General features: G+C 64.8%; 21 protein-coding genes and 2 tRNA genes. 16 read left to right on the top strand and 7 right to left on the bottom strand.

The genetic code is table 11. From position 1 onward, the window contains the following. The first annotated feature begins 13 nt into the window (after nt 1-13). The 6 genes from ileS (at nt 14) to FIV34_RS15070 (ending at nt 5,539) form a co-directional block, all read left to right on the top strand. Entirely contained in the window at nt 14-2,872 is a 2,859-nt protein-coding gene (gene ileS, locus FIV34_RS15095) for an isoleucine--tRNA ligase (RefSeq protein WP_139984151.1), read from the top strand. A gap of 35 nt (nt 2,873-2,907) precedes the next feature. Next, nucleotides 2,908-3,408 (top strand): signal peptidase II, encoded by a 501-nt coding sequence (lspA, locus tag FIV34_RS15090; protein WP_139984149.1) that lies wholly within the window; start codon nt 2,908-2,910, stop codon nt 3,406-3,408. 65 nt (nt 3,409-3,473) lie between these two features. Further along, nucleotides 3,474-4,415 (top strand): 4-hydroxy-3-methylbut-2-enyl diphosphate reductase, encoded by a 942-nt coding sequence (ispH, locus tag FIV34_RS15085; protein ID WP_139984147.1) that lies wholly within the window; start codon nt 3,474-3,476, stop codon nt 4,413-4,415. Nucleotides 4,416-4,458: 43 nt separating this feature from the next. Further along, nucleotides 4,459-4,534: transfer RNA gene (locus FIV34_RS15080), tRNA-Thr, on the top strand. Nucleotides 4,535-4,634: 100 nt separating this feature from the next. Next, nucleotides 4,635-5,195, top strand: a complete 561-nt coding sequence (locus FIV34_RS15075; protein ID WP_246058635.1) for a GNAT family N-acetyltransferase — start codon at nt 4,635-4,637, stop codon at nt 5,193-5,195. Nucleotides 5,196-5,335: 140 nt separating this feature from the next. Continuing rightward, a complete protein-coding gene (locus FIV34_RS15070; protein ID WP_139984144.1) occupies nt 5,336-5,539 on the top strand; it encodes a hypothetical protein in 204 nt (67 codons plus the stop codon). Nucleotides 5,540-5,541: 2 nt separating this feature from the next. Here the strand turns inward: FIV34_RS15070 and FIV34_RS15065 are convergent, their stop codons facing one another. Next, nucleotides 5,542-5,805 carry a hypothetical protein gene (locus tag FIV34_RS15065; RefSeq protein WP_139984142.1) on the bottom strand — a complete coding sequence of 88 codons (264 nt, stop codon included), beginning with the start codon at nt 5,803-5,805 and terminating at the stop codon, nt 5,542-5,544. Nucleotides 5,806-6,021: 216 nt separating this feature from the next. Here FIV34_RS15065 and pilV point away from each other — a divergent pair, with 216 nt between their 5' ends. From pilV to FIV34_RS15020, 9 genes are all read left to right on the top strand, one after another. Continuing rightward, nucleotides 6,022-6,513 carry a type IV pilus modification protein PilV gene (gene pilV / locus FIV34_RS15060; protein ID WP_139984140.1) on the top strand — a complete coding sequence of 164 codons (492 nt, stop codon included), beginning with the start codon at nt 6,022-6,024 and terminating at the stop codon, nt 6,511-6,513. Between the two features lie 59 nt (nt 6,514-6,572). Continuing rightward, nucleotides 6,573-7,646 carry a PilW family protein gene (locus FIV34_RS15055; protein WP_211352642.1) on the top strand — a complete coding sequence of 358 codons (1,074 nt, stop codon included), beginning with the start codon at nt 6,573-6,575 and terminating at the stop codon, nt 7,644-7,646. 2 nt (nt 7,647-7,648) lie between these two features. After that, a complete protein-coding gene (locus FIV34_RS15050) occupies nt 7,649-8,332 on the top strand; it encodes a PilX N-terminal domain-containing pilus assembly protein (protein WP_170207639.1) in 684 nt (227 codons plus the stop codon). Between the two features lie 19 nt (nt 8,333-8,351). Then, nucleotides 8,352-13,826 (top strand): pilus assembly protein, encoded by a 5,475-nt coding sequence (locus FIV34_RS15045; protein WP_139984134.1) that lies wholly within the window; start codon nt 8,352-8,354, stop codon nt 13,824-13,826. A 3-nt stretch (nt 13,827-13,829) separates the two neighbouring features. Continuing rightward, entirely contained in the window at nt 13,830-14,252 is a 423-nt protein-coding gene (locus FIV34_RS21370) for a type IV pilin protein (RefSeq protein ID WP_139984132.1), read from the top strand. Next, a complete protein-coding gene (locus tag FIV34_RS15035) occupies nt 14,249-14,689 on the top strand; it encodes a DUF4124 domain-containing protein (protein ID WP_139984130.1) in 441 nt (146 codons plus the stop codon). Before FIV34_RS21370 ends, FIV34_RS15035 begins: the two co-directional genes overlap by 4 nt. Before the next feature lie 41 nt (nt 14,690-14,730). Beyond that, on the top strand, nt 14,731-15,288 hold the full coding sequence (locus FIV34_RS15030) for a GspH/FimT family pseudopilin (protein ID WP_170207638.1): 558 nt from the start codon (nt 14,731-14,733) through the stop codon (nt 15,286-15,288). 69 nt (nt 15,289-15,357) lie between these two features. Next, nucleotides 15,358-15,432, top strand: a tRNA-Val gene (locus tag FIV34_RS15025). Nucleotides 15,433-15,547: 115 nt separating this feature from the next. After that, on the top strand, nt 15,548-15,880 hold the full coding sequence (locus tag FIV34_RS15020) for a lipid-A-disaccharide synthase N-terminal domain-containing protein (protein WP_139984126.1): 333 nt from the start codon (nt 15,548-15,550) through the stop codon (nt 15,878-15,880). 7 nt (nt 15,881-15,887) lie between these two features. Here FIV34_RS15020 and metH read toward each other — a convergent pair whose 3' ends face one another. The 3 genes from metH to FIV34_RS15005 are packed head-to-tail and all read right to left on the bottom strand — an operon-like array spanning nt 15,888 to nt 20,604. Then, nucleotides 15,888-18,587: a methionine synthase gene (gene metH / locus FIV34_RS15015; RefSeq protein ID WP_139984124.1), complete on the bottom strand. Its 2,700-nt coding sequence runs from the start codon at nt 18,585-18,587 to the stop codon at nt 15,888-15,890. Continuing rightward, nucleotides 18,584-19,666 carry a homocysteine S-methyltransferase family protein gene (locus tag FIV34_RS15010; RefSeq protein ID WP_139984121.1) on the bottom strand — a complete coding sequence of 361 codons (1,083 nt, stop codon included), beginning with the start codon at nt 19,664-19,666 and terminating at the stop codon, nt 18,584-18,586. The genes metH and FIV34_RS15010 overlap by 4 nt, the downstream gene beginning before the upstream one ends. Nucleotides 19,667-19,677: 11 nt before the next feature. Beyond that, nucleotides 19,678-20,604, bottom strand: a complete 927-nt coding sequence (locus FIV34_RS15005) for an ArsR/SmtB family transcription factor (RefSeq protein WP_139984119.1) — start codon at nt 20,602-20,604, stop codon at nt 19,678-19,680. Nucleotides 20,605-20,778: 174 nt separating this feature from the next. On the opposite strand from FIV34_RS15005, the gene FIV34_RS15000 reads away from it, so the two are divergent. After that, complete coding sequence (locus FIV34_RS15000) at nt 20,779-21,939, top strand: acyl-CoA dehydrogenase family protein (protein WP_139984117.1); 1,161 nt, start codon at nt 20,779-20,781, stop codon at nt 21,937-21,939. Nucleotides 21,940-22,041: 102 nt separating this feature from the next. Here the strand turns inward: FIV34_RS15000 and FIV34_RS14995 are convergent, their stop codons facing one another. The 3 genes from FIV34_RS14995 to FIV34_RS14985 form a co-directional block, all read right to left on the bottom strand. After that, the gene (locus tag FIV34_RS14995) at nt 22,042-22,341 is read right to left on the bottom strand and encodes a hypothetical protein (RefSeq protein ID WP_139984115.1); all 300 of its coding nucleotides are present in this window, start codon (nt 22,339-22,341) and stop codon (nt 22,042-22,044) included. Beyond that, complete coding sequence (locus tag FIV34_RS14990; RefSeq protein WP_139985986.1) at nt 22,298-22,588, bottom strand: BrnT family toxin; 291 nt, start codon at nt 22,586-22,588, stop codon at nt 22,298-22,300. The genes FIV34_RS14995 and FIV34_RS14990 overlap by 44 nt, the downstream gene beginning before the upstream one ends. Before the next feature lie 226 nt (nt 22,589-22,814). Next, entirely contained in the window at nt 22,815-25,211 is a 2,397-nt protein-coding gene (locus FIV34_RS14985; protein WP_139984113.1) for a TonB-dependent receptor plug domain-containing protein, read from the bottom strand. Nucleotides 25,212-25,398 lie beyond the last annotated feature (187 nt).

Raw genomic sequence — 25,398 nt, 5'->3', positions numbered from 1 at the left:
ACGGTTGCCAGCGATGACCCAGGACTACAAGAACACGATCAACCTGCCGCAGACGGAATTCCCGATGCGCGGCGACCTGCCCAAGCGCGAGCCCACGTGGCTGGCCGGCTGGGAGCGCATTGGCCGCTACCAGCAGATCCAGGAGCAGACCGCCGGCCGCGACAAGGTCTTCGTGCTGCACGATGGCCCGCCGTACGCCAACGGCGCGATCCATCTTGGCCATGCGGTCAACAAGGTGCTGAAGGACGTCATCGTCAAGTCCAAGCTGATCGCCGGCTACCGTGCGCCGTACGTGCCGGGGTGGGATTGCCACGGCCTGCCGATCGAAATCGCCATCGAGAAGAAGTTCGGCAAGGCGGGCGACAAGCTCGACGCCGCGGCGTTCCGCCAGAAGTGCCGTGAATACGCGCTGGCGCAGATCGACCTGCAGCGCACGGATTTCAAGCGCCTCGGTGTCCTGGGCGATTGGGAAAAGCCGTACCGCACGCTCGATTTCACCTACGAAGCCGACATGATCCGCGCGCTGGCGCGCATCGTGGATAACGGCCACGTGGTGCGTGGCGCCAAACCGGTGTACTGGTGCTTTGATTGCGGCTCGGCCCTGGCCGAGGCGGAAATCGAATACGCCGACAAGACCTCGCCCGCGGTGGACGTGGCGTACGACGCTGTCTATCCGAAGGAAATGGGTGCCGAGTTCGGCGTCGAGGTGGGTGACGCCATCGTGGCCGTGCCGATCTGGACGACCACGCCGTGGACGCTGCCGTCCAGCCAGGCCGTGTCGCTGGGTGGCGAGCTTGAATACGCCCTCGTCGAAGGCCCGTCGCGTGACGGCAAGCGCGTGCTGCTCGTCATCGCCTCGGCCCTGGTCGAGAAGGCGCTGGCGCGTTACGGCGTGGAGGGCGTCACCGTCCTCGGCCGCGTGCAGGGCGCCGCGCTGGAAAACCAGCAGCTGAAGCACCCGTTCTACGACAAGCACGTGCCCATCATCCTCGGCGACCACGTCTCCGACGAAGACGGTACCGGTGCCGTGCACACCGCGCCCGACCACGGCGCGGAAGATTTCGCCGTGGGCCAGCATTACGGCATCGGCACGCTCAATTATGTGGACGGCCGCGGCGTGTATCGCAGCGACCTGCCGCTGGCCGGCGACACCACCTTCGCCGGCATGCACATCTGGAAGGCCAACGACGCCATCGTCGACCTGCTGCGCTTCCGTGGCGTGCTTCTTGCCTCGGCGAAGCTCTCGCACAGCTACCCGCATTGCTGGCGCCACAAGACGCCGGTGATCTTCCGCGCCACGCCGCAGTGGTTCATCGGCATGGAGCAGGCCGGCCTGCGCGATACCGCGCTGACCTCGATCAAGTCCGTGCGCTGGGTGCCGGGCTGGGGTGAAGAGCGCATCCGCGGCATGGTCGATGGCCGCCCGGACTGGTGCATCTCGCGCCAGCGGACCTGGGGCGTACCGATCACCCTGTTCGTGCACAAGGACACCCACGAGCCGCACCCCGATACCGTCCCGCTGATGGAGAAGGTGGCGCAGAAGGTCGCGCGCGAAGGCATCGACAGCTGGTTCACGCTGGATGCCCGCGAGCTGATCGGCGACGACGCGGACACCTATGAAAAGGTGACCGACGTCCTCGACGTGTGGTTCGACTCCGGCGTCAGCCACTTCGCGGTGGTGGGCCAGCGTCCCGAGCTGCAGGCCGGCGGCGCCAGCGAGTACAAGGTGATGTACCTGGAAGGTTCCGACCAGCATCGCGGCTGGTTCCAGTCCTCGCTGCTCACCTCGGCCGCCATCCACGGCCGCGCGCCTTACGACCACGTGCTCACCCATGGCTTCACCGTGGATGCGCAGGGCCGCAAGATGTCGAAGTCGCTGGGCAACGGCATCGAGCCCCAGGAAATCATGAAGACCCTGGGCGCGGACATCCTGCGCCTGTGGATCTGCTCCACCGACTACCGCAACGAAATGGCGTTGTCGGACGAGATCCTGAAGCGCGTCTCGGATACGTATCGCCGTATCCGCAATACCGCGCGCTTCCTGCTCGGCAACCTCGACGGCTTCGACCCGGCGAAGGACCTGCTGGCGACCGACGCATGCCTGCCGCTGGACCAGTGGGCCGTGCAGCAGGCGGCCGATGCGCAGGCCGCCATCGTCGCCGCGTACGAGCGTTACGACTTCCCGGAAATCGTCCAGCGGGTGCAGAACTTCTGCACCACGGAACTGGGTGCGCTGTACCTGGACGTGACCAAGGATCGCCTGTACACGATGCCGACGGAAAGCCTGGCCCGTCGCAGCGCGCAGAGCGCGATGTACCGGATCGCCGAGGCGATGGTGCGCTGGATCGCGCCGATGCTGAGCTTCACCGCCGAAGAGATCTGGCAGCACCTGCCGGGCACGCGCAGCGAATCCGTGTTGTTCGAGACGTTCTACGACGGCCTCGAGGTACGCCAGGATGCCGAGACGCGCGCATGGTGGGGCAAGCTGCTCGCCATCCGCGAAACGGCGTCGCGCGTGCTCGAAGGCATGCGCAAGGCGGGCCAGATCGGCGCGTCGCTGGATGCCACCCTCACGCTGCACGCTGACATCGCCACGCAGTCCGCCCTGGCGGCATCCGCCGGCGAGCTGCGCTTCTTCTTCATCACCTCGGACGTGGCCCTGGCCCCGCTCGACGGCCGCCCGGAGACGGCGGAGAAGGTGGAGCTGGACGAGGGCGAGGTGTATGTCTCGGCCGCCGTCACGGACTGGGCCAAGTGCATCCGTTGCTGGCAGCACCGCCCGGACGTGGGCCACGACCCGGCCCATCCCGAGATCTGCGCCCGTTGCGTGGAGAACGTCGCTGGCCCGGGCGAGGACCGCCGCTGGTTCTGACCCGCGTGCCCCGAAGTTAAGGATTGATCCAACGCATGACTGCACGCCCACGCCCCAACGCCCTGGCCTGGCTCTGGCTTACCGCCGGCCTGATCGCGCTCGACCAGCTCACCAAGTGGTGGGCCCTGGTCGGGCTGCAGCCGGCGGAAACGCCGCACCCGGTGATCCCGGGTGTCCTGAACTGGACGCTCACCTTCAACACCGGCGCGGCGTTCAGCTTCCTGGCGGACAGCGCCGGCTGGCAGCGCTGGTTCTTCGCCTTGCTGGCGGTGGGCATCAGCACCATCCTCGGCGTGTGGCTCTCGCGCACGCCGCGCCGTGACTGGCGCACGGCCGTGCCGCTGGCCATGATCATCGCCGGTGCGCTGGGCAATCTCATCGACCGCGTATACGCCGCCAAGGTCACGGACTTCATCCAGGTGTTCATCGGCAGCTACCCGTTCCCGGTGTTCAACGTGGCTGATTGCGCCATCAGTGTCGGCGCCGCCGGCCTCATCGTGTTCAGCCTGTTCCAGCCGACCCCCAAAAAAGCCTGAGCCCAGCCGTGCGATAATCGGCGGGTATCCCCACCAGCGGCCTCATGGCCGCCACGAGGCCATTCTTGGACATCCTCCTCGCCAATCCCCGCGGCTTCTGTGCCGGCGTCGACCGGGCCATCGCCATCGTCGAACGCGCGCTTGAGTCGTACGGCGCACCGATCTACGTGCGCCACGAAGTCGTCCACAACCGCTACGTGGTGGAGCGCCTGCGCGCCGACGGCGCGGTGTTCGTGGAAGAACTGGACGAGGTACCGGACAACTCCACGGTCATCTTCAGCGCCCATGGCGTGCCGAAGGCCGTGCGCGAGGAGGCGGACCGCCGCAGCCTGCGCGTGTTCGACGCCACGTGCCCGCTGGTCACCAAGGTGCATATGGAAGTGGCCCGTCTGGGTCGCGCCGGCCACGACGTGGTGCTGATCGGCCATGCCGGGCACCCGGAAGTGGAAGGCACCATGGGCCAGTGGAACAGCGCCAACAGCGGCAGCATCTACCTGGTGGAATCGGTAGAGGACGTCGAGGCACTCGTGCCGACGCAGCCGGACAAGCTGGCGTTCGTCACCCAGACCACGCTCTCGGTAGACGACACCATCGCCATCATCAACGCGCTGCGCGCGAAGTTCACGGCCATCCATGGCCCGCGCAAGGACGACATCTGCTACGCCACGCAGAACCGCCAGGATGCCGTGCGCCGCCTCGCCGATGCCGTGGATCTCGTGCTCGTCGTCGGCTCGGTGAACAGCTCCAACTCCAATCGCCTGCGCGAGCTGGCGGAGAAGCAGGGCGTGCCGTCGTTCCTCATCGACGGTGCCGAGCACATCGAAAAGAGCTGGATCGAAGGCAAGGCGCGGATCGGCGTCACCGCCGGTGCGTCGGCCCCCGAGAAGCTGGTGAAGGAAGTGATCGCCCGCCTGCAGTCGTGGGGCGCCGGCTCGGTGCGTGAGCTGGATGGCGAAGCCGAAAGCATCACGTTTGCGCTGCCCAAGGAGCTGCGCATGGCCTCCTGAGGCCTTGCGCGAGGGGCTCGTGTCCCCTAGAATTCGCCGTCTCGCCGGGATAGCTCAGTTGGTAGAGCGCGTCATTCGTAATGATGAGGTCGTAGGTTCGATTCCTATTTCCGGCACCACATACTTCCCCGTTTGCCGTGGCGCGTTCGTGGAAGCACTGGAAAAACCCGCCAAGGCGGGTTTTTTTTTGCGCCACTCCCGCGCCACATGGGGAAACGCATGAATGCCACCCAGGACATGGGCATCGAGACGGCGCGCCTGCGCCTGGACCGGCTCGACCCCGCCGATGCGCCCGCGCTGTTTGCCTACCGCGGCGACGAGGCCGTGGCCCGCTACCAGGGCTGGAAGCCGGCGGACGTCGCCGACGCCGAGGCCTTCATTGCCGGGCAGATGGCTTTGCCCTTCGGCACCAAGGACGCCTGGTGCCAGCTGGCCGTGCGCGACCGTGCCACGGGCGAACTGGTGGGCGACCTCGGTATCCACTTCCCTGGCTCGACCCTCGATGCGATCGAGTTTGGCGTTTCCTTCCGGCCGGAAAAGCAGGGCAGGGGCTACGCCCGCGAGGCCGTGGGGGCAGTGCTGGACCTGGCGTTCGGGGAGTGGGGCTACCGCCGTGCCGTGGGCTCGGTGGACCCGCGTAACGTGGCCAGCGTCGCGCTGCTGCGTTCACTCGGCTTCCGGCAGGAGGCACACCACGTCGAAAGCTATTTCTTCCGTGGTGAATGGGCCGATGACGTTATCTTTGCGCTGCTTGCACGCGAATGGGACCCTCGAGCCTGAACGGCAGGTGGTGCCCGATCGGGAAAGTGAGCACGAATTCGGCAGGGATATACGTTTTCTTCATGTAGTGACGACGCTTATGCGGAAGAACCGGCGCGGACAGGCAGCGTCCCGGTCCTGAATCCCCGCATGGAACCGTCATGGACCACCCAGTACACCGTTATCGGGATCACGAAATCCTGTGCAGTCCGTCGGGTTACACCGTCCTGCATCGCGGGGTGGAAGTGCTCGTGGTCGGGACGTCGGACGCCGGCTCACCGCTGGCGGACTGTGAGCACATCGACCATATGCTTGAGCACGCCGAGCGGGCGATCGATCGCCTGATCGCCGATCAGGTCAGCTGAGCTCAGGCCGCTGTCGCGAGCCGTGCCATGGTGGCCGCCGTGGGCGGGGCCAGGTGGGCGAGGGCGGCGGCCGGCAGGAAGCGCCAGTCGACCAGGCGGCGCGGCAACCGGGCCAGGGGCTGGCTGTCGCGCAGGCTGCGCACGGCCTCGTCGGCCGTGTCGAACCGGCCGATTTCCTGCTGATCGCGTAGCGCACGCCAGCGGTGTCCGTGGCTGACGATGCGGTAGAGCGCCTCGGACGCGGTGTGGACGTATTGGGCTTGCACGGGGAGCCACTCCTTGGGGACCTTCGTATTGTCCCGGTCGGGTCGTGACCGCCGTGTTATCCCATGACTACGAGTCTGTGTCGGGCTTCCCGTCCCACCGCTCGTCGGCACATTCCGACCGTACGTCGGGTGTCGCTTGCCCCCCTTCCAGCGCCCGCCCATCCTGATCATGGGTAGGTGGACTGTGGTTCCCAGGGGGAAAAAGTGGCTCAACTCATGTCACGGCGCGCCGCGGCCGGCGTCTCGCTTATCGAGGTCATGGTGGCGATCCTCGTGTTCAGCATCGGCATGCTGGGCCTCGCGCTGCTGCAGATCAAAGGCGCGCAATACACCCGTGAGTCCAGCTCACGCAGTACGGCCGTCGGTCTGGCACGGAGCCTGGCGGAATCCATGCGCGCGAATCCGGATGGCGCCCTGCCAAAGAGCGGTACCAGCGCCTACATCTATGACGGCTCTACCACCTACACGACCACCCAGTGCAACGCCACGGACCTGAGTTCGCCCGCCAAGATCGCCACGCGTGACCTGGCGTGCTGGTCGCTGTCCCTTGCCAAGTCGCTGCCCCCGCCGCCCTCCGGCGGCACGCTTGCCACGGTCACGCAGGACACGTCGCTGGGGACACTGGTGATCACCGTCTCCTGGGCCGGCGTGGCGAACGGCGGCCCGAACGCCGACAGTCAGTCTTACAGCTTCACCTACCTGCAATGAGAACTGCCTCCATGGCTCACCTCAAAAGGCGCCAGCTGGGCGTCTCCCTCGTGGAACTGATGATTGCGCTGCTGATTGGTCTCGTCGTGACCGGCGGCCTCGTCGCCGTGCTGACGGCGACGCGCCAGGCGTTCACCATCCAGCAGGGAAATAACGCGAATCAGGAAAGCAGTCGCTTTGCCAACGCGCGCCTTGCGTGGTCGTTGCGCATGGCCGATTTCTGGGGCGGCATCAAGCCGACCGCCATCACCACGACCACCAGCGTGACGGGGTTGGGTGGTTCGGGTGACTGCACGGGGGCGTGGGTCGTCAGCGTCGGCCCCACGGGGCAAAACGGATTACGCGGGTACAAGGGCGGCTCGGATTTTCCGATTACCAACTGTGTCGACCCGGCGAACTACGTCAAGAATTCGGATGTCGTCGTGGTTCGCTATGCCGACACGCGCGGCTACGATCCGGCCAAGGCGTCATCGGCGCTGCCTGCGTTTGACTCGACGACGCCTGGCGCGGTGCCGAATCGCACCAGCGTGTTCATCCTTGCGGCGATCGAGCAAACGGGGACCATCTTCCGGCAGGGAGCGTCGGTGCCTTCAAATCCGTTGGGCTCGACGGCAGGCCGCTACGTTTATCCGTTCCAGTTCGAGATGTACTACCTGCGTCCCTGCGCCGACCCTGGCGCGGACGGCGTGTGTGGTACCACCGACGATGGCGATGACAAAGCCAATCCACAGCCCTCGCTCGTTCGCATGCGCATGGATACGAGCGGCGCGCTGGTCTCCGAAACCGTCATCGAAGGCATTGAGCAGATGCAGCTTGAATATGCCCCGCCCGCCGGTGCCTTCCAGGCGGCTGACAAGGTCAGCAGCTTCGATGCCATCACGCAGGTGCGCGTGGGCCTCGTGACGCGCGCCCAGGCCCGCGACGTCTCCCAGCCCCATCCGGGTGACTTTACCGTGCTCGGCCACTGCGTTTACTCGGTGAGCACTGCCGGCGCCATCACGTATGGCACCGCGAGCAGCGGCACGAATCAGTGCAGCGGCTCACCGGCAGCCAACTATGGCGACAAGCCACAACAGTTCACCCGCCTGGTCTCAACCCAGGTCGTCGTGTTGCGTAACCGGGTGAGGGGATGAGCATGCATAACCGTCGCTTACCGGCCAGCCAGCGCGGTATCGCGCTGTTCCTGGGCTTGGTCTTCCTGGTGGTCCTGTCGGTGGTTGCCGTGATGGCCATGCGCGGGACGCTTGTCGAGATGCGCATGACAACCAACGTCGCACGTCACGAGTCGGCCTTCGAGGCATCCGAGACGATGCGTGCCGTGCCGGTGAACATGTTCGACCAGCATGTCTTCGAGCGCGGTTGGCCCACCTCGTTCGGCGGAGCGGTGCCTGACAGCCTGTTTACGTACAGCCAGGATTTCACGCCGACGATGCTGACCAAGATCAAGTCGTCCATCCAGAACGACTGTGCGGGTAACAAAGTCCTTCTTTACGGCAGTCTCCAGGCGGCATGCGGGACGGTGCCTGCGGAGACGCTTTTCGATGTTTCCACGTGGCGCCCGGACGTCGTGCTGGCCATGTGCGACACATCGAGCGCGTCGTGCTCCGCCAACGTGAGCGCCAACGTGGCGGTGGTGCCCGATGGCTCGGTGCTGGCCGAAGGGGCGGGTGGCGCGCAGTCCGCCGGCTACCGTGGGCTGGGCATTGGCGCCGCGGGCGGCGGCGCAGATCTCCTCTTTGAAGTACGCAGCGTATCGGCTGCACCGGGCGGTGGCGTCGCGACGACGCAGACGCAATATCACCAGCAGATCCGCAACTGACAGCGACAAGGAACCTTCGATGAAGCGCTTTCATTTCCATCGTACCGGGGCCCTGTTCGGCTTGCTGGTCGCCGCCGTGGCCGGTACGTTCGGCGCGCCGCTGGACGTGCAGGCGGCTGCGCTCTCCACGCAGACCGCAGCCAACTTCCAGATCGATCCGCCGCTGGGCGTGGCGGGTGCCGCGCCGTTGGTGATGCTCAATCTTTCTCGAGATCACCAGCTGTTCTACAAGGCCTATAACGACTTCACGGACATCAACAACGATGGTGTCCTCGACACAACTTACACCAACGATCCGTTGCTGCATCCCTACGTCGGGTATTTTGATCCGACGAAGTGCTACGCCTACGATTCGGGTGCGTTCGTGCCGCAGGGAAGCCTTGACGCAACCAATTACTGCACCGCCCAGTGGTCGGGAAATTTCCTGAACTGGGCGACGATGACGCGCATGGACGAGGTGCGCAAGATCCTTTACGGCGGTATGCGTTCAACGGACACCAAGAAGAAAACGATTCTTGAGCGCGCGTACCTGCCGACGGATGCCCACTCGTTCGCGAAGTTTTACAACGGGAGCGATATCGCCAAGCTGACGCCTTTCAGCTATGGCAACACGCGGCCGACGGCCACCGGTACGCCCGCCGCTGTGGTGTATGACCAGCAGGGCTACAACGACAACGGCAGCAACAACAGCCCCTATGTGCTGCTGCGCCTGCAGTACATTCCGAACTCCCTGGGCGTGCAGTTGGGCGACCAGATCCAGATCGTCGCCAATAACAGCACCAGCGCACCAGCAACGCTGACGGCGCCTGTCCGTTACCTCAACTCGGGCGGGTACGGCAATGATGGCATGAACAACCGGGTGGAGCTGCGTGTGCAGGCGGGCATGTTCGCGAACATGCCGGGCTGCGGTACGGTGGATCAGTGCGTTACGCAGTTCCGCAGCTACGCGCAGTGGACGGCGACCAACCTCACGCGTACGGGTATCACGCTGTGCAATACCACGATGCAGGCTGGCTCGGATCAGCTCTCGCAGAACAATACGGCAGCGCCGAAGATCCGCGTGGTTCCCGGCGACTATGCCCTGTGGGCCGCGAACGAGAAGCTGCAGTGCCAGTGGTATAGCGAGCAGAATACGCTGCAGAGCGGCTTCATTGATGGCTTCATGAGTAACGGCAATCGTGCTGCGTTCTCAGGACTGGGGTCGTCAGGCGAGAACCCGTCAAGCAGCCTGGGCAATGAGTACATTGCCCGCGTACAGGTCTGCGTCAGTAAAGCGCTCCTCGGCACCGAGAACTGCAAGCAGTACCCGGACGACAAGACGGCCAGCAACCCTTACAAGCCGATCGGCCTGCTTCAGAAATATGGTGAAACGGGCAATATCAAGTTCGGCCTGGTCACCCCCACGTTTGACCACAACGCCTCAGGCGGCGTGCTGCGTGCTGCGCTGCCGGGCCCCGGTACGAACGACGGCGACTTTGTCAGCAACGAGATCAACTCGTCCACGGGCCAGTTCATTACCGGCGCGGCGGGCGCGGGCATCATCAGCAACATCAATGCGCTTCGCATTTACGGCTACAAGTACGAGGCCGGCAACAACTACGGCGATGGCAACGGGTGCAGCTACCAGCAGACCGGCATCACAACGGGTAAGGCCGGCGGAACCCTGGTGAGCGAAGGCAATTGCTCATCGTGGGGCAATCCGATGGCCGAAAGTTACATCGAAACCCTCCGGTACCTCGCGGGCCAGACGCCGACGTCGTCCTTCGCGTCCGGTACGGAAGATGCGGCCCTTGGCATGAGCGTGGTCGCTACCTGGAATGACCCGATCAGCCCGGCCAACTTCTGCGCGGCGCTGAACGTCATCAATTTCAACGCCAGCTCGCTCAGCTATGACACCGACGCGGTTTCCGGCTTCGACGACCTGAACACGGGGCGTACCGTGTCGGCGTGGACGGATCTTGTCGGCACCGGCGAGGGGATCCCGGGTAAGAGCTGGTTCGTGGGTAATTCGAGCAGCACGTATGCGGACACGGACAAAGACCTGTGCTCGGCCAAGTCCGTGGCGAACTTCTCCGATCTGCAGGGCATTTGCCCCGAGTCGCCGGCTCTCAAGGGCGGCTACCTGATGGCGGGCGCCGCTTACGGCGCGCACGTGAAGCGCATTCGTGACCTCGGCCTGGATACCAGCAACAATCCGGTGGTCGCGACCTCGGACAAGACCTCGCTGAAGGTCAATACCTTCGGTGTGCAGCTCGCCACCAATACACCGCAGATCCGCGTCGCCGTGCCGGGCTCGACGAACAAGTTCGTCACCATCATCCCGGCCTATCGCCTCGTGCTCGACAGCGGCGTGGGCGGTGGTGCGCTCGTGGACTTCAAGGTGCTCTCGCAGACCGTGTCTGGCGGGACGGCCACGGGCTCCTTCTACGCATCGTGGGAGGACAGCTTCGCTGGCGGTGACTACGACCAGGACATGTGGGGCATCATCAGCTATGAGATCACGGCGACCAAGGTCAAGGTCACCACTCGTCCCGTCGCCGCCTCGACGAGCAACGGACAGGGCTTCGGTTACATCGTCAACGGCACCACGAAGGACGGCCCGCATTTCCATTCGGGCATCTATGGCTTCAAGTATACGGATGCCACCAACCCCGATATCTACAACACGGCGGGCACGCGCATCAATAACAGTGGCACCACGAACGCCAGCGGCGGCTGCAATGGCTGCACGGTGAGCGACGGCGCGACGACGGCAATCTATGATGTTGGCGCATCGAATGCGGGCACCTTGCAGGATCCGCTCCTGTACGCGTCGAAATGGGGCGGCTTCCGCGTTGATACGACCAAGCCGGACGGTACCGACACCCCGGTGAACGATGCGAATCCCGCCGACAACAGCAAGTGGGCTTCGTCCACGCGCGGGGCCACGCCGGATAATTACTTCCTGGTGACCGACCCGGGTGCCCTGGAGGCTTCCCTCGACGCATTGTTCCGGAAGATCCTGGCGAAGACGGCGTCCGGTACGGCCGCGGCCACCGTGGCGACCAGCGCGAACGGCGTGGGCGTGACGTACCAGGCCCTGTACGAGGCCGAGCGCACGGACAACTCCGGTGACCGCGCCACCTGGATCGGTTCCATGAGCTCGCTCTGGACCGACAAGTACGGCTACCTGCGCGAAGATGGCAATCACAACAACCAGCTGGACGACTACGCCACCGACCCGGTGATCAAGTTCGAGTACCAGGCGAGCAACCAGCGCACGGTGGCGATGCGTTACACCACCACGAGTTCCGATCCGACGATCTTCACCCAGGGTGCGGGCGTGCCGGTTGAGCTGACGGACATCAATAGCATCTGGAATGCACGTCAAGGCCTCTGGGATCCCACGCTCAAGACGGATAGCGCCAGCCAGCGCACGTATACGTCGGCGTTCAGCAATGCGAATGGCCGCTACATCTTCACGTGGATCGATGCCAATAACGACGGCAAGGTGGATACGGGTGAAATGCAGCCGTTCATCTACGACACGACCGGCACGACGGGTTTCAACTCGACCAACTATCGTCGCCTGAACACCGACAGCACCACCGAGGCGGCGAACATCGTCAACTGGATTCGCGGTAGCGAGATCACGGGGTTGCGCAGCCGCACCGTGGACTACGGGACCACGACCGCCCTGGTGGGGCGTGTCACGCGACTCGGCGATATCGTCAACTCGACCCCGCTGGCGCTGAGCGCGCCCGCTGAGTCGTATGACCTTCTGTATAACGACCAGACCTACGCCGCGTTCCGTACGAAGTACCGCGACCGTCGCCAGGTCGTGTACGTGGGTGCGAACGACGGCATGATCCATGCGTTTAACGCGGGCTTCTACAACGCAAGCTGCCAGCGATTCACGACCCAGCCCAACAACGCGACCTGCACGGCGACGACGCCCAACGCGACGGGAACGGCGAGCAGCACCCCCACGGCGCATCCGCTCGGCGCGGAGTTGTGGGCCTACGTGCCGAAGAACCTCCAGGCGCATCTGCGTTGGCTGACGGATCCGAACTACCGTCACATCTACTACGTGGACGGAAGTCCTATCGCTGTCGACGCGAAGATCTTCACCGCCGACACCGATCATCCGAATGGCTGGGGCACCGTGCTCGTGGTGCCGTTCCGCCTTGGCGGTGGTCCGATCAGCGTGAACATCGCCAACAGCGGCACGGCCTCGAACCAGGGCTCCGATTCGGCCTACGTGATCATGGACGTCACCAATCCCGAGGTGGCGCCGAAGGTCATGGGTGAGGTCACGCTGCCCAACACCTGGACGACGTCCGTGCCTGCGGGTGTGATGGTGCGCGACGCCACCACGGGTTCGCCCAGCAAGTTCTTCCTGGCATTCGGCTCTGGCCCGACCGACCAGAAGAAAGTGGCTTCCACGGCCAACCTCAAGGTCAGGGTGTACGACCTCGCCGATTTCGTCGGGGCGAGCGCGGCGCCGACGCCGGTCACCTTCGACCTGGGCACCGGCACGCAGGGCAGCTACGGCAAGAACAGCTTCGCCGGCGACCTCATCGCATCGGACTTCAACCTTGATGGCAAGTCGGAAGCCCTCTACTTCGGTAGCGTGACCGGTGATGGCACCTCCGCCGAGTTCGGCGGGAACTTCTACCGGATCTTCGTCAACGGCAATCCCGATCCGAACCAGTGGGACGCATCGAAGCCGGTCATGCTGGCGTTGAACACGACAGCCATGCCCAACGGTATGCCGGTGACGATCCGGCCCACGCTCGGTCGTAACCTGCGTGGTGCCCCCCTGGTCTACTTCGGTACCGGCCGCCTGTTTACCACCGCCGACAAAGCCACGTCGGGTCAGCAGCGGATCTTCGGCCTGATCGATACCGCCCTGTTGCCTTCCACCGACGCGCAGTACTCCACCTCGATCACGCAGAGCAAGCTGATTAACGTGACGGGTATCGACGTTGCCACGGACGCGACACAGGCTGTCAGCGGCTTGCCTTCCGGGGTGACCGCGCTCAATGGCGTCACCAACTTCCCGGGGCTCACCGCGGCATTCAACGCCGCTGGCGTGGCGGGCTGGTATCGCGACCTCTCGACGAAGACGAACAATCCGTCGGAGCGCGTGGTCAGCTCTCAGACGCTGCTGGGCGCGTTGCTGCTCACCGCGGCCTACACGCCGGGCACGGCGATCTGCACGGGGTTGGGTACGTCACAGCTGTACGGGCAAAACTACGCGACCGGTACGGGCGACCCCTCGGGCTTCTTCGGCTCGTCGGGCGGCAAGGCGGTGGTTACCAGTGACCTGGGATCGGGCCTGCCTGCGCCGCCGGCCATGCATGTCGGCGACGGAAGCAGCCTGCCCGGTGGTGGCAAGACCGTGACGGCGTGCACGCAGACATCGACCGGCGCCATCGTCTGCAAGGATGTCGCCACGCTCAAGCCTGTGACCAGTGGCGAGTCGTCCTGGCGCGAACCCCTGGGGAACTGACGCATGCATGCCAAGATGAAACGATCGTCCGGCTTCACCCTGATCGAGTTGATGGTGGTCGCCGCCATCATCGCGATCCTGATGGCCATCGCCATCCCGTCGTACCGGCGCTACGTGGTGCGCGCCAACCGGACGGATGCCCAGCGGGCCCTGATGGATCTTTCAGCACGACAGGAGCGCGCCTTCTACTCGAACAGCAAGTACGTGGACCTGGCGACGCTTGGCGCCAATTCGTCGGTAGCGGGGGCCAACTACACCATGTCGGTCGTGGCCTCCTCATCGTCGAGCGCGTACACGCTGACGGCGGCGGCCATCGGGACCCAGAAAACCAGCGACAAGCAGTGCCAGACCTTGACCGTCACCAATACCGGGGCGCAGGGATCGACCGGCACGACCGCTAACGATCCAGCCTGCTGGAGCAAATGATGACCACGCGCCTGTTTGCCTGCTTCGTGCTCGCCGCCCTTTCCATGGGCGCTCACGCGCAGTCCGCTACGTACTATCGCTGGAAGGATGCGAGTGGTGCGACCCACTACGGCGATGCGCCTCCTGCTGGCAGCAAGGCAGAGGCCGTCAGCGTCAAGACGGGGCAGGGCGTATCTCGGCCGGCGGCGCCGCCGGCCGATCCGGCCACGCATGCGTCGAATGCGGCAACGGGCGCGCTGGCGGCAGCGGATGTCGCAGCCAAGGCACGCAATTGCGACGCGGCGAAGCACAACCTCGCCATCGTCGGCTCGGGTGGCATGTTGGTTGATAGTTCGGACCCGGCGAACGCGAAGCGGTTATCGGCGGAGCAGGTAGAACGTGCGCGCCGGTCAGCGCAGGACGACGTCACTGCCTACTGCAGCGGAGGTGCAAACTGATGCCCATGAGAACTGCACGTGGCTTTACCCTGATCGAGCTCATGGTCACCGTAGGCGTCCTGGCGATCCTCGCCGCGATCGCTGCACCGGTGATGAGTGATTTCATTCGTCGCGGCAACGTCACGGCACAGACGAACGAGCTGATCGGAACGTTTCGGTTCGCCCGCTCAACGGCCGTGACCCGTTCTGTCATCGTATCCATCTGCCCCTCCACCAATGCGACGACCACGTCGCCCTCGTGTGCGTCGGGTAATGTGTTCAATACAGGCTGGCTGGTGTACACGGCCAAGGCGTCGAACACAGCCTATGATTCGGCCAAGGGCGAGGTGCTGAGGGCTGAAACGGACCTGCCCAATGTGTCGATCCAGGCGCCTACGGGCATGTCCATCGTATCGTTCGACGGCCGCGGTTCGTCCATGTCGGGCGCCATGGCGTTCCTGCTGTGCGCCAAGGCCGCTGGAGACACCGTGGGGAAAAGCTCGCCCCGGTCCCCCGGTCAGCTGATCACCCTTCAGGCAGGGGGCCGTGCGGGCGCGTCGGCATTGGCTACGGCCACGGACAGCTCGACCGCCACCGCCAAATGCAAGCCGGCGACCTAGCCTCAGGCGGGCAGCCTGCGGGGGGTTGTTGACTGAGGGCGGGAGGGTCCTTAGAATGCACGGCTCGATGGGCGGTTAGCTCAGCGGTAGAGCACTGCCTTCACACGGCAGGAGTCACAAGTTCGATCCTTGTACCGCCCACCATCGAATGCTTTTAAAAACCCGGCCATGCGCCGGGTTTTTTTTTCCTTGCCTTCCCGTAAGGCACCCGCAACGCGGTACGCCTTAGAATCGGCGGACGCACGCCAAGGACCCCGCCATGCACGAAGCCCTTACCGAGCTCCACCTGATCACCCTGACGCCATGGAAGATCATCGGCCTGCTGGGCACCTTGCTCTTCACGGCGCGCTGGTTCGTCCAGTTCTACGCCACGAAGAAGAACAAGCGGGTGACCGTGCCGATGTCGTTCTGGTACCTGTCGGTGTCCGGCAGCATCCTGACCCTCGCTTACTTCATCTGGGGCAAGAACGACTCGGTGGGCATCATCCAGACGGCCTTCCCGATGCTGGTGTCGTTCTACAACGTGTTCGCCCACCTGAAGAACCGGGACCACAACGAGACCGTGAAGCCCGGCGGTCCCGAAGAGACCTGAGACCGGGTCAGTCCGGGTCGTAGTCGAGGTTGGTGGCCAGCCAGCGCTCCGCGTCCTGGCGGCTCCAGCCCTTGCGCTTCGCGTAGTCGTCCACCTGCTCGCGGGAAAGGCGGCCGACCACGAAGTACTGGCTGTCCGGATGCGAGAAGTACCAGCCCGAGACGGCGGCCGTGGGATACATGGCCATGCCCTCGGTCAGCTCCACGGTGGTGTGCTTCGTGGCATCAAGCAGCGCGAACAGCGTGCGTTTTTCGGTGTGCTCCGGGCACGCCGGGTAGCCCGGGGCAGGGCGGATGCCACGGTAGGCCTCGGCGATCAGTGACTCGTTATCCAGCGCTTCCTCGGGCTCGTAGCCCCAGTATTCCTTGCGTACGCGCTCGTGCATGCGTTCGGCGAAGGCTTCCGCCAGGCGATCGGCCAGGGCCTTCAGGATGATCGCGGAGTAGTCGTCGTGCGCGGCTTCGAAACGCGCGACGTGCGTGTCGATGCCGATGCCGGCGGTCACGGCGAAGCCGCCCACCCAGTCCCGTACGCCGCTGTCCTTGGGCGCGACGAAGTCGGAGAGGCAGAAGTCCGGTCGTTCCACCGGCTTGTCCACCTGCTGGCGGAGGTGGTGGAGCACGGCCAGCGGCTTGCCCTTATCCGCGGCATCGTCGTCATACACCTCGATATCGTCACCGACCTGTGCGGCCGGCCAGAAGCCGATCACGCCCTTGGCGGTGAGCCATTTCTCAGCGATGACGGTGTCGAGCATGGCCTGCGCGTCGTTGAACAGTTCAGTCGCCTGCGTGCCGACAATCTCGTCGCTGAGGATGGCCGGGTATTTGCCCGCCAGCTCCCAGGCGTTGAAGAACGGCGACCAGTCGATGTACCGGCGCAGCTCGGCGAGGTCGTAATCCTCGAACACGGTGATGCCCGGCGTGCGCGGGGCCGGCGGCGTGTAGGCCTCCCAGTCGCCCTTGAAGCGCTGCTCGCGGGCCTTGCCCAGCGATACCAGGGTCTTGCCCGTGCCGCGGCCACGGTGGCGCTCGCGGACCTCGGCGTAATCGGCGCGGACCTTGGCCATGAAGTCGTCGACGAGGTCCTTGCTGACCAGCGACTGCGCCACGCCGACGGCGCGCGAGGCGTCCTTCACCCACACCGTGGGTGACTTGTAATGCGGCTCGATGCGCAGCGCGGTATGCGCGCGCGAGGTGGTGGCGCCGCCAATCAGCAACGGCACGTGGAAATCCTGGCGCTGCATCTCACGCGCCACCTGGCTCATTTCTTCCAGTGACGGCGTGATCAGCCCGGAGAGGCCGATGATGTCCGCCTGCTCGGACTTCGCGATATCCAGGATCTTCTGTGTCGGCACCATCACGCCGAGGTCGATCACCTCGAAGTTGTTGCACTGGAGCACGACGCCGACGATGTTCTTGCCGATGTCGTGGACGTCGCCCTTCACGGTGGCCAGCACGATCTTGCCGTTGCTGCGCACGGCCTCGCCGGAGCGGAGCTTCTCTTCCTCGATAAAGGGGATGAGGTGCGCCACGGCCTTTTTCATCACGCGGGCGGATTTGACCACCTGCGGCAGGAACATCTTGCCGGCGCCGAACAGGTCGCCGACGACGTTCATGCCCGACATCAGCGGACCTTCGATCACATCCAGCGGGCGCGTCGATTGCTGGCGCGCTTCTTCGGTGTCTTCCACCACGAACTGGTCGATGCCGTGGACCAGTGCGTGGCTGAGGCGGTCCTGTACATTCTTGTCGCGCCACGCGGCGGATTCCACCGCGACGGCGCCCTTGCCACCCTTGTACTTGTCGGCGATGTCGAGCAGGCGCTCGGTGGCATCGCTACGACGGTTCAGCACCACGTCTTCGACGCGCTCGCGCAGTTCATCCGGCAGGTCGTCGTAGATCGACAGGGCGCCGGCGTTGACGATGCCCATGTCCATGCCCGCCGCGATGGCGTAGTACAGGAACACGGAGTGGATCGCTTCGCGCACCGGGTTGTTGCCGCGGAACGAGAACGAGACGTTCGAGACGCCGCCGGAGATATGCGACGCGGGGAAGCGCTTCTTGAGCTCACGGGTGGCCTCGATGAAGTCCACGGCGTAGTTGTTGTGCTCTTCGATGCCGGTGCCGATGGCAAAGATGTTGGGATCGAAGATGATGTCTTCCGGCGGGAAGCCGATGCCGTCCACCAGCAGCTCGTAGGCGCGCGAGCAGATCTCGACCTTGCGTTCCTTGGTATCCGCCTGGCCCTGTTCGTCGAAGGCCATCACGACCACGGCGGCGCCGTACTGGCGTACCTTGCGCGCGTGTTCGAGGAACAGTGCCTCGCCTTCCTTCATGGAGATGGAATTGACGATGCCCTTGCCCTGCAGGCAGCGCAGGCCGGCCTCGATGACGCTCCACTTGGAGGAATCGACCATGACCGGCACGCGGGCGATATCCGGCTCGGACGAGATCAGGTTCACGAAGCGCGTCATCGCGGCTTCGGAATCGATCAGGCCTTCGTCCATGTTGATGTCGATGATCTGCGCGCCGCTTTCCACCTGCTGGCGGGCGACCTCCACGGCCTCTTCGTAGCGGCCTTCCTTGATCAGCTTGCGGAACTGCGCCGACCCGGTGACGTTGGTGCGCTCACCGACGTTGATGAAGTTCAGGTCCGGCGTGAGGACCAGCGGCTCGAGGCCGGAAAGGCGGGTATAGCGAATGCTCATGCGGCTTCGGCGGTGCTCTTGGGGGCGCGCGGCGCGTAGGGGGCCACGGCCGCGGCGATGGCGGCAATGTGCGCGGGCGTGGTGCCACAACAGCCGCCGACGATGTTGATCAGGCCGTCGGCCGCGAAATCGCGAATCGTCGCGGCCATGCTCTCGGGGCTCTCGTCGTATTCGCCAAACGCGTTCGGCAGGCCGGCATTGGGATGCGTGCTGACGGCGGCATTGGCGATGCGGGCGAGCATGGCCACGTGCGGGCGCAGGTCTTCCGCGCCCAGGGCGCAGTTCAGGCCGACGGACAGCGGCTGGATATGTTCGACCGAGTAGAAGAAGGCTTCGGCCGTCTGTCCCGACAGCGTGCGGCCGGAACGATCGGTGATGGTGCCGGAGATCATCACCGGCACGCGTGCGCCCAGTTCGTCGAACAGCTCGGACAGGGCGAACAGCGCCGCCTTGGCGTTGAGCGTGTCAAAGATGGTCTCGACCATGATGGTGTCCGCGCCACCTTCGATCAGGGCGCGGGCGGCTTCAACGTAGTTGGCCTTGAGCTCTTCGAAACTGATGTTGCGAAAGCCCGGGTCGTTCACGTCGGGCGAGATCGATGCCGTGCGGCTGGTGGGGCCGAGCACGCCGATGACGAAACGCGGCTTTTCCGGGGTCTTCAGCGTCATCGCATCGCAGACTTCACGGGCGAGGCGGGCGCCTTCGCGATTCAGCTCCGGCACCAGGTGTTCGAGGTGGTAGTCGGCCTGGCTGACGCGCGTGGCGTTGAACGTGTTGGTTTCGATGAAGTCGGCACCGGCCTCGAGGTATGCCTGGTGCACGCCCTGGATGATCTCCGGCTGGGAGATCAGCAGCAGGTCGTTATTGCCCTTCAGGTCGCATTCGCCGGGATGATCGTGGCCGTGGTCGTGCGTGCTGTCGTTGCCACCGGCAAAGCGCTCGCCGCGGTAGCCGCTCTCATCCAGCTTATGGTTCTGCAGCATGGTGCCCATGCCGCCGTCGAGGATCATGATCCGCTTGGCGAGGCCCTTCTGGATGAGGGCTACGCGCTCGGGGTGAAGCCAGGGAAGGTTGCTCATGGTGTGTCTCCTCAGGCCTTGCGGGCGAGCAGGCTGATGACTTCGAAATGCGGGGCGCGCCGCTCGCGGCTCAGGCGGTCGCAGCTGACCACGTCCAGGCCGGCACCACGCGCCATCGCCGTGAGGCTGTCGCAGCTGAAGCCGAGGTTGCGGTGGTCGAACGGCTCGACGACGGCGCGATGGTCGTGCTGGCCCAGGGTGACCGCGAGGACGCGGCCGCCTGGCTTGAGCACGCTGGCGACCTGGTTGAACACTTCCGCGGGATGTTCCGCGTAGGTGAGGGCGTGCATCATCAGGACAAGGTCGAAGCGGCGCTCGCCCAGGTCCAGGCGGTGCATGTCACCCTGGCGGACTTCCACGTTGCGGAAGGTGGATACGCGCTGGCGGGCGGCTTCCACCACGCGCTCGGAGCTGTCGATGCAGAGGATGGACCGCGCGTGGGGTGCGAGCAGCTCGGCGGTGACACCGTCGCCCGAGGCGATATCCAGCACGTCACCGGTCTCCAGCAGCTGGAGCAGCGAGCGCGCGAGGGTTTCCCAGGTGCGTCCGGGCGAGTAATGGCGCTCCATGTCGCCGGCCACGGTGTCGGCCCAGCCTTCGGTGCTGGCACGCTGGGCGAGCACGGCGGGCAGGCGCTCGAAATCCTCGCGGAGCAGGGCGTCGCTCAGGGTGTCGCGCAGCGTGGCCACCAGCGCCACCAGCGTGGGATCGGCTTCGGCATTGGCCCGGTAATAAGCCGAGACGCCGGCGCGGCGGTCGCGGACTAGCTCGGCCTCCTTGAGCTTGGCCAGATGCGTGGACACGCGTGGCTGTGCCAGGTGGAGGACGGCGGCCAGCTCGGCCACGGTCAGTTCCTCACGGTCGAGCAGGGCGAGCAGGCGGACGCGCGTGGGGTCGGCCAACAGCCGCAACACGGTCGAGGCGGTCGACAGATCCATCCCACATCCTTATATCGCGATACAGAGATACTAAGGATGCGGCCCAACGGCCCCAAGGTCAAGGGCGCATGTTGCGGTGCAGGGCGGCAAAGCCTCGAACGACCGTTAGAATGGGGAGATTGCTTTCCCTCCCCAAAGACTAGCCGAGCCGCCTGTCGGCCCGAGGTATGACCCATGGATTTCCGCTTTACCGACGACCAGCTGTCGATCCAGTCCATCGCCCGTGACTTTGCCCAGAAGCGCATCGCGCCCGTGGCCGCCGAGTTCGATGCGAAGGGCGAGTTTCCGCTCGAGAACATCCAGGAGATGGGCCAGCTGGGCCTGATGGGTATCGAGGTACCGGAAGAGTACGGTGGCGCGGGCATGGACCCGGTGGCCTACGTGCTGGCCATGGTCGAGATCGCCGCGGCCGATGTCGCCACCTCCACGATCATGTCGGTGAATAACTCCCTGTTCTGCAACGGTATCCTCAAGAGCGGCACCGAAGAGCAGAAGCAGAAGTACGTCCGCGCCATCGCCTCGGGCGAGGCCATTGGCGCCTACGCGCTTACCGAGCCGCAGTCGGGTTCGGACGCCTCTAACATGCACACCCGCGCCATCAAGAATGCCGACGGCGACTGGGTCATCAACGGCAAGAAGAGCTGGATCACCTCCGGCCCGGTGGCGCGCTACATCGTGCTGTTCGCCGTGACCACGCCGGGGATCGGTGCCAAGGGCGTCTCGGCCTTCATCATCGACACCAAGCGCCCCGGCTTCCTCGCCGGCAAGACCGAGCCGAAGCTGGGCATCCGCGCCTCGGCCACCTGCGAGATCGAATTCCACGACTACGTGTGCCCGAAGGAAGACCTCCTCGGTGCGGAAGGCAAGGGCTTCGGTATCGCCATGGGCGTGCTGGACGCTGGCCGCATCGGCATCGCCTCGCAGGCCGTGGGCGTCGCCCGCGCGGCGTACGAGGCCACGCTGCAGTGGTCGCGTGACCGCAAGGCCTTCGGTACCCCGATCGGCACCTTCCAGATGACGCAGTCCAAGATCGCCGACATGAAGTGCAAGCTGGACTCGGCCCTGCTGCTGACCCTGCGCGCCGCATGGACGAAGGGCCAGGTCGAAAGGACCGGCGGCCGTTTCGGCACCGAAGCGTCGATGGCCAAGCTCGTTGCCTCCGAATCCGCCATGTGGATCACCCACCAGGCCGTGCAGATCCACGGTGGCATGGGTTACTCGAAGGAAATGCCGCTGGAGCGTTACTTCCGCGATGCCAAGATCACCGAGATCTATGAGGGCACGAGCGAGATCCAGCGCATGGTGATTGCGCGCGCCGAGACGGGGTTGCGCTAACCGAGCCCGCTGCTGCGACGACGGAAAGCCCCGGCGGAAGCTGGGGCTTTTTTGCGCCTGGGGATCGGGAAGATTGATCGACGCCTTTGTGCAAAGTGAGGCTTAGGGCGCGTTGTTCGACGGCGCAAGCAACGTGCGTCCCAGTAAAGGGATGCCCTCGTCAAACGCGCAGAGCATTCGCTCAATAGCCGGGTCACCGCGACCGGAAGCTACGAGCTGCCTCGCGCGCTCAATCGCCCACGTTGGCCGGTACCATGTTTCATCGGAGATCCGTTCTGGCTCATCGCTAAAGTCGATGGGGCGGTCGTCGAGGGCATTGAGCTCCGCGATGGCCTCTTCGCTTATCGGCGCATCGAGATCAAGCGTGTAATAGACGGTTATTCCAGTATCTGGTGAATTCATGTCGAGCAGCCTTTCGGGCTGAGATCAGGCGGATGGACTCGCCGCGAGGTGTAAACACAACAAACAGCGTTTGTCGGTTCGCAACCCCGATGGCGATGTGACGATGCTCGCTGTAGTCGCGATCATCAGGTTCCTCTAACACCCAGGCATCTTTGAACACCTCGGCTGCACTCGTGAACGTGATTCCGTGCTTGGACAGGTTCTTCCGGGCTTTCTCATCGTCCCACTCGAAACGCGGACCCGTCACGGTATGCAGCGACACATGTAGACATACACGCGGTCGCGAAGCAAACCACAACGAGTTGTTCCAAGCATGAGCGGGCGCCTCGAAGACGGAATGCCATCGTCTTTGAAGCGCCTTCTTAGCTATGCAGGCGTGTTACTCGATCGAACGTAGGCATCGCCCACGCGCTTTTGTGAGATGCGCTAAGGGGTGCGAATGTACTCAAGTCGGAAGGGTGGGAGGCGTCCAATTACCACCGATAAGCGACCCGCGTATACAGATACCGCCCGCTATACCCAAACGGCGAATAGTCCGGATATGGCCACGTGCCACCCACCGCCCCATCGCTGCCGGCCTTGTACTTCTGCGGGTACACGTTGGTGAGGTTGTCGACGCCCGCGGTGAACGTCCATCCATCGACGGCGTAGCTGGTGGAGAGGTCGAGCAGCCAGCGCGCGGGGAACCACTGGTCGTAGCCAGGGTTGCTTACGGGATCCTGGTTCTGCAGGAACGTGCCGTAGCGGGTCAGCGTGCCGTGTGCGCTCCAGTTGCCCCATGTGTAGTCCGTGCCGAGGGCGATCTTGTCGCGCGGCGCGCCATTGGTGATGTAGCCCTGGGCAATGTGGCCCACGCGCACGAGTTCAAGGCCGTTCTGGGCGAGTGCCGGAGGGTTTGGCGCCACGGAAAGGATGGTCGTGTGGTTGCGGTTGTACGCCGCGGTGAACTGCAGCAGCCCGGCGTCGCCGAGGTTAAGCCGATAGCCGCTGCTGAAGTCGACGCCGCGCGTGCGTGTCTTAAGCGCATTGGTGAAGTAGCTGCCACCCTGGATGTTCGCGTAGCCCTGGCTGGTCAGGTACGCGCGCACATCATCGCCCACCAGGTTCTCTGACGGCACGACGCGATCGCCGATGGTGATCTGGTAGACGTCGAGCGAAAACGTCCAGTCGCCGGGCAGGTAGGTCGCGCCGAGGGTGTAGTTGTGCGACTTCTCGGCCTTCAGCGGTTCCGCGCCCAGCGCACGCGCTACCGGATCGCTCACGGAGAAATTGCGGATCTGCGTCGGGATGCCTCCAATGACGTTCGTGGAGGTCGTGGTGTAGAACTGCTGCGCCAGTGACGGTGCGCGGAAGCCGGTGCCTGCCGTGCCGCGCAGGGCGAAGGTATCGGTGAAGTCGTACCGGCCTGACAGGGTGCCGGAGGTCGTGTTGCCGAAGTCCGTATAGTCCTCATGGCGCACCGCGAGCGAGCCGCTCAGCTTGTCGGTGATCTGGTTCTCGAGGCTGATGTATTCGGCGACATCGTGGCGCGAGTGGTAACCCGAGTCGCCCGGCGTGAAGCCGGGAAAGCCCTGCGATCCCGTCCCGAAGTACGACGCCGGATCACCCGCTTCGATCCCGTAGCGCTGATAGAGGTACTCGACCCCGAACGCCAGCGTCACCGGATTCTGCAGCCAGCCGACCGACAGGTCCTTCGCGATGTCGACGTCGAACGCCTTTTGCGTGGACACCAGCCTTCCCGCATTGAAGCGGGTGGGGCTGGCGGCGCCCAGGTCGACGTTCAACGTGTGGATCGGGTCGATGCTGACGTGGTCGCGGCCGTAGTTGCCGCTGATGTCCCAACGCCATCCGCTGGTCGTCGTGCCGCGCACACCGGCCACCAGGGCGCTGTCGATCGACCGCACATCGTTGAGCGGGAGAAAGCCTTCGGGATAAATCGACGGCACGTTGCGCGTGCTGTTGTAGGCGCGGAACAGGGCGGGCGACGTGCCTTCGCGGCTGCTCGTGCTGCCAAAGGCATAGAAATCGGCATGCGCTGCCAGCGCGTACTGCACATTCAGCAGGGCCTGGTGCGTGCTGATATCCGGCTCACCAATGCGCTGCGTGCGCTGGCCGTACACCGGCGAGGTCGGGTCACGGTAGTCGAGGCCGCCACGGTTCGTCGCATCCGCATGCCCCTGCACCACGCTCAGGCGCGCCCAGCCCTTGTCACCGCCGAGCGGTACGCCGAGGCTGGCCTCGCCCTGCCATTGCTTGCCGTCGCCGGCGCTGTATCGGCCGGCGGTGATCGACGCTTCATTGCTGCCCGGCTTCGCCGCCCCCTTGAGCACGATGTTGATCACGCCCGCGATGGCGTCGGAGCCGTATTGCGCCGACGCACCATCGCGCAGCACTTCGATGTGATCAATCGCGGAGATGGGAATCGAATTGAGGTCGGCTGGCGCCGAGCCGCGGCCGAGGGCGCCCTGCAGGTTCAACAGCGCGCTGGTGTGCCAGCGCTTGCCGTTGACGAGCACCAGGGTCTGATCGGGCGACAGGCCGCGCAGGGCGGCGGGACGCACGATGCCTGAGCCATCGTTCCCGGGCGCGCGGGGGAAGTTCAGCGATGGCACGAGGCGCGATAGCACGGCGCCCAGCTGGGTGTCGCCCGCCGTCTGGAGATCTTTCGCGGTCACGATGTCGATGGGCGAAAGCGAGCTTTCCTGGCTGCGGTTGACCGAGCGCGTACCGGTGACGACCACCTGTTCGAGCTGGGTAGGTGGCTTGCCCTGGGCATCGGGGGGCGTCTCCTGCGCGCTTGCGACAGGCATGCCGAGGCTGGCGGCGATCATGGCGGGGAGGGCAAGGCGACGGAACGGAGCGTGCAGCATGGGGTGCGATCCTCATGGGGGAGCGATGGATAAGCGACGCCATTCGCAAAAACGCACGCGAACGACGCTAGCTCGCCATTGGGGCGATGGCTTGGATAAATGGGAGGGGGATTGGCGGAACGGGAGGCGCGCCTAAGGGAGGCGCGCGGGCGAGATCAGCCCATACAGCGGCAACAACACGCCGCGA

Origin of the sequence: Luteibacter pinisoli (genome assembly GCF_006385595.1) — a bacterium.
In the GTDB taxonomy this organism is placed as follows: domain Bacteria; phylum Pseudomonadota; class Gammaproteobacteria; order Xanthomonadales; family Rhodanobacteraceae; genus Luteibacter; species Luteibacter pinisoli.
This window is presented reverse-complemented; position numbering and strand designations above follow the sequence as displayed.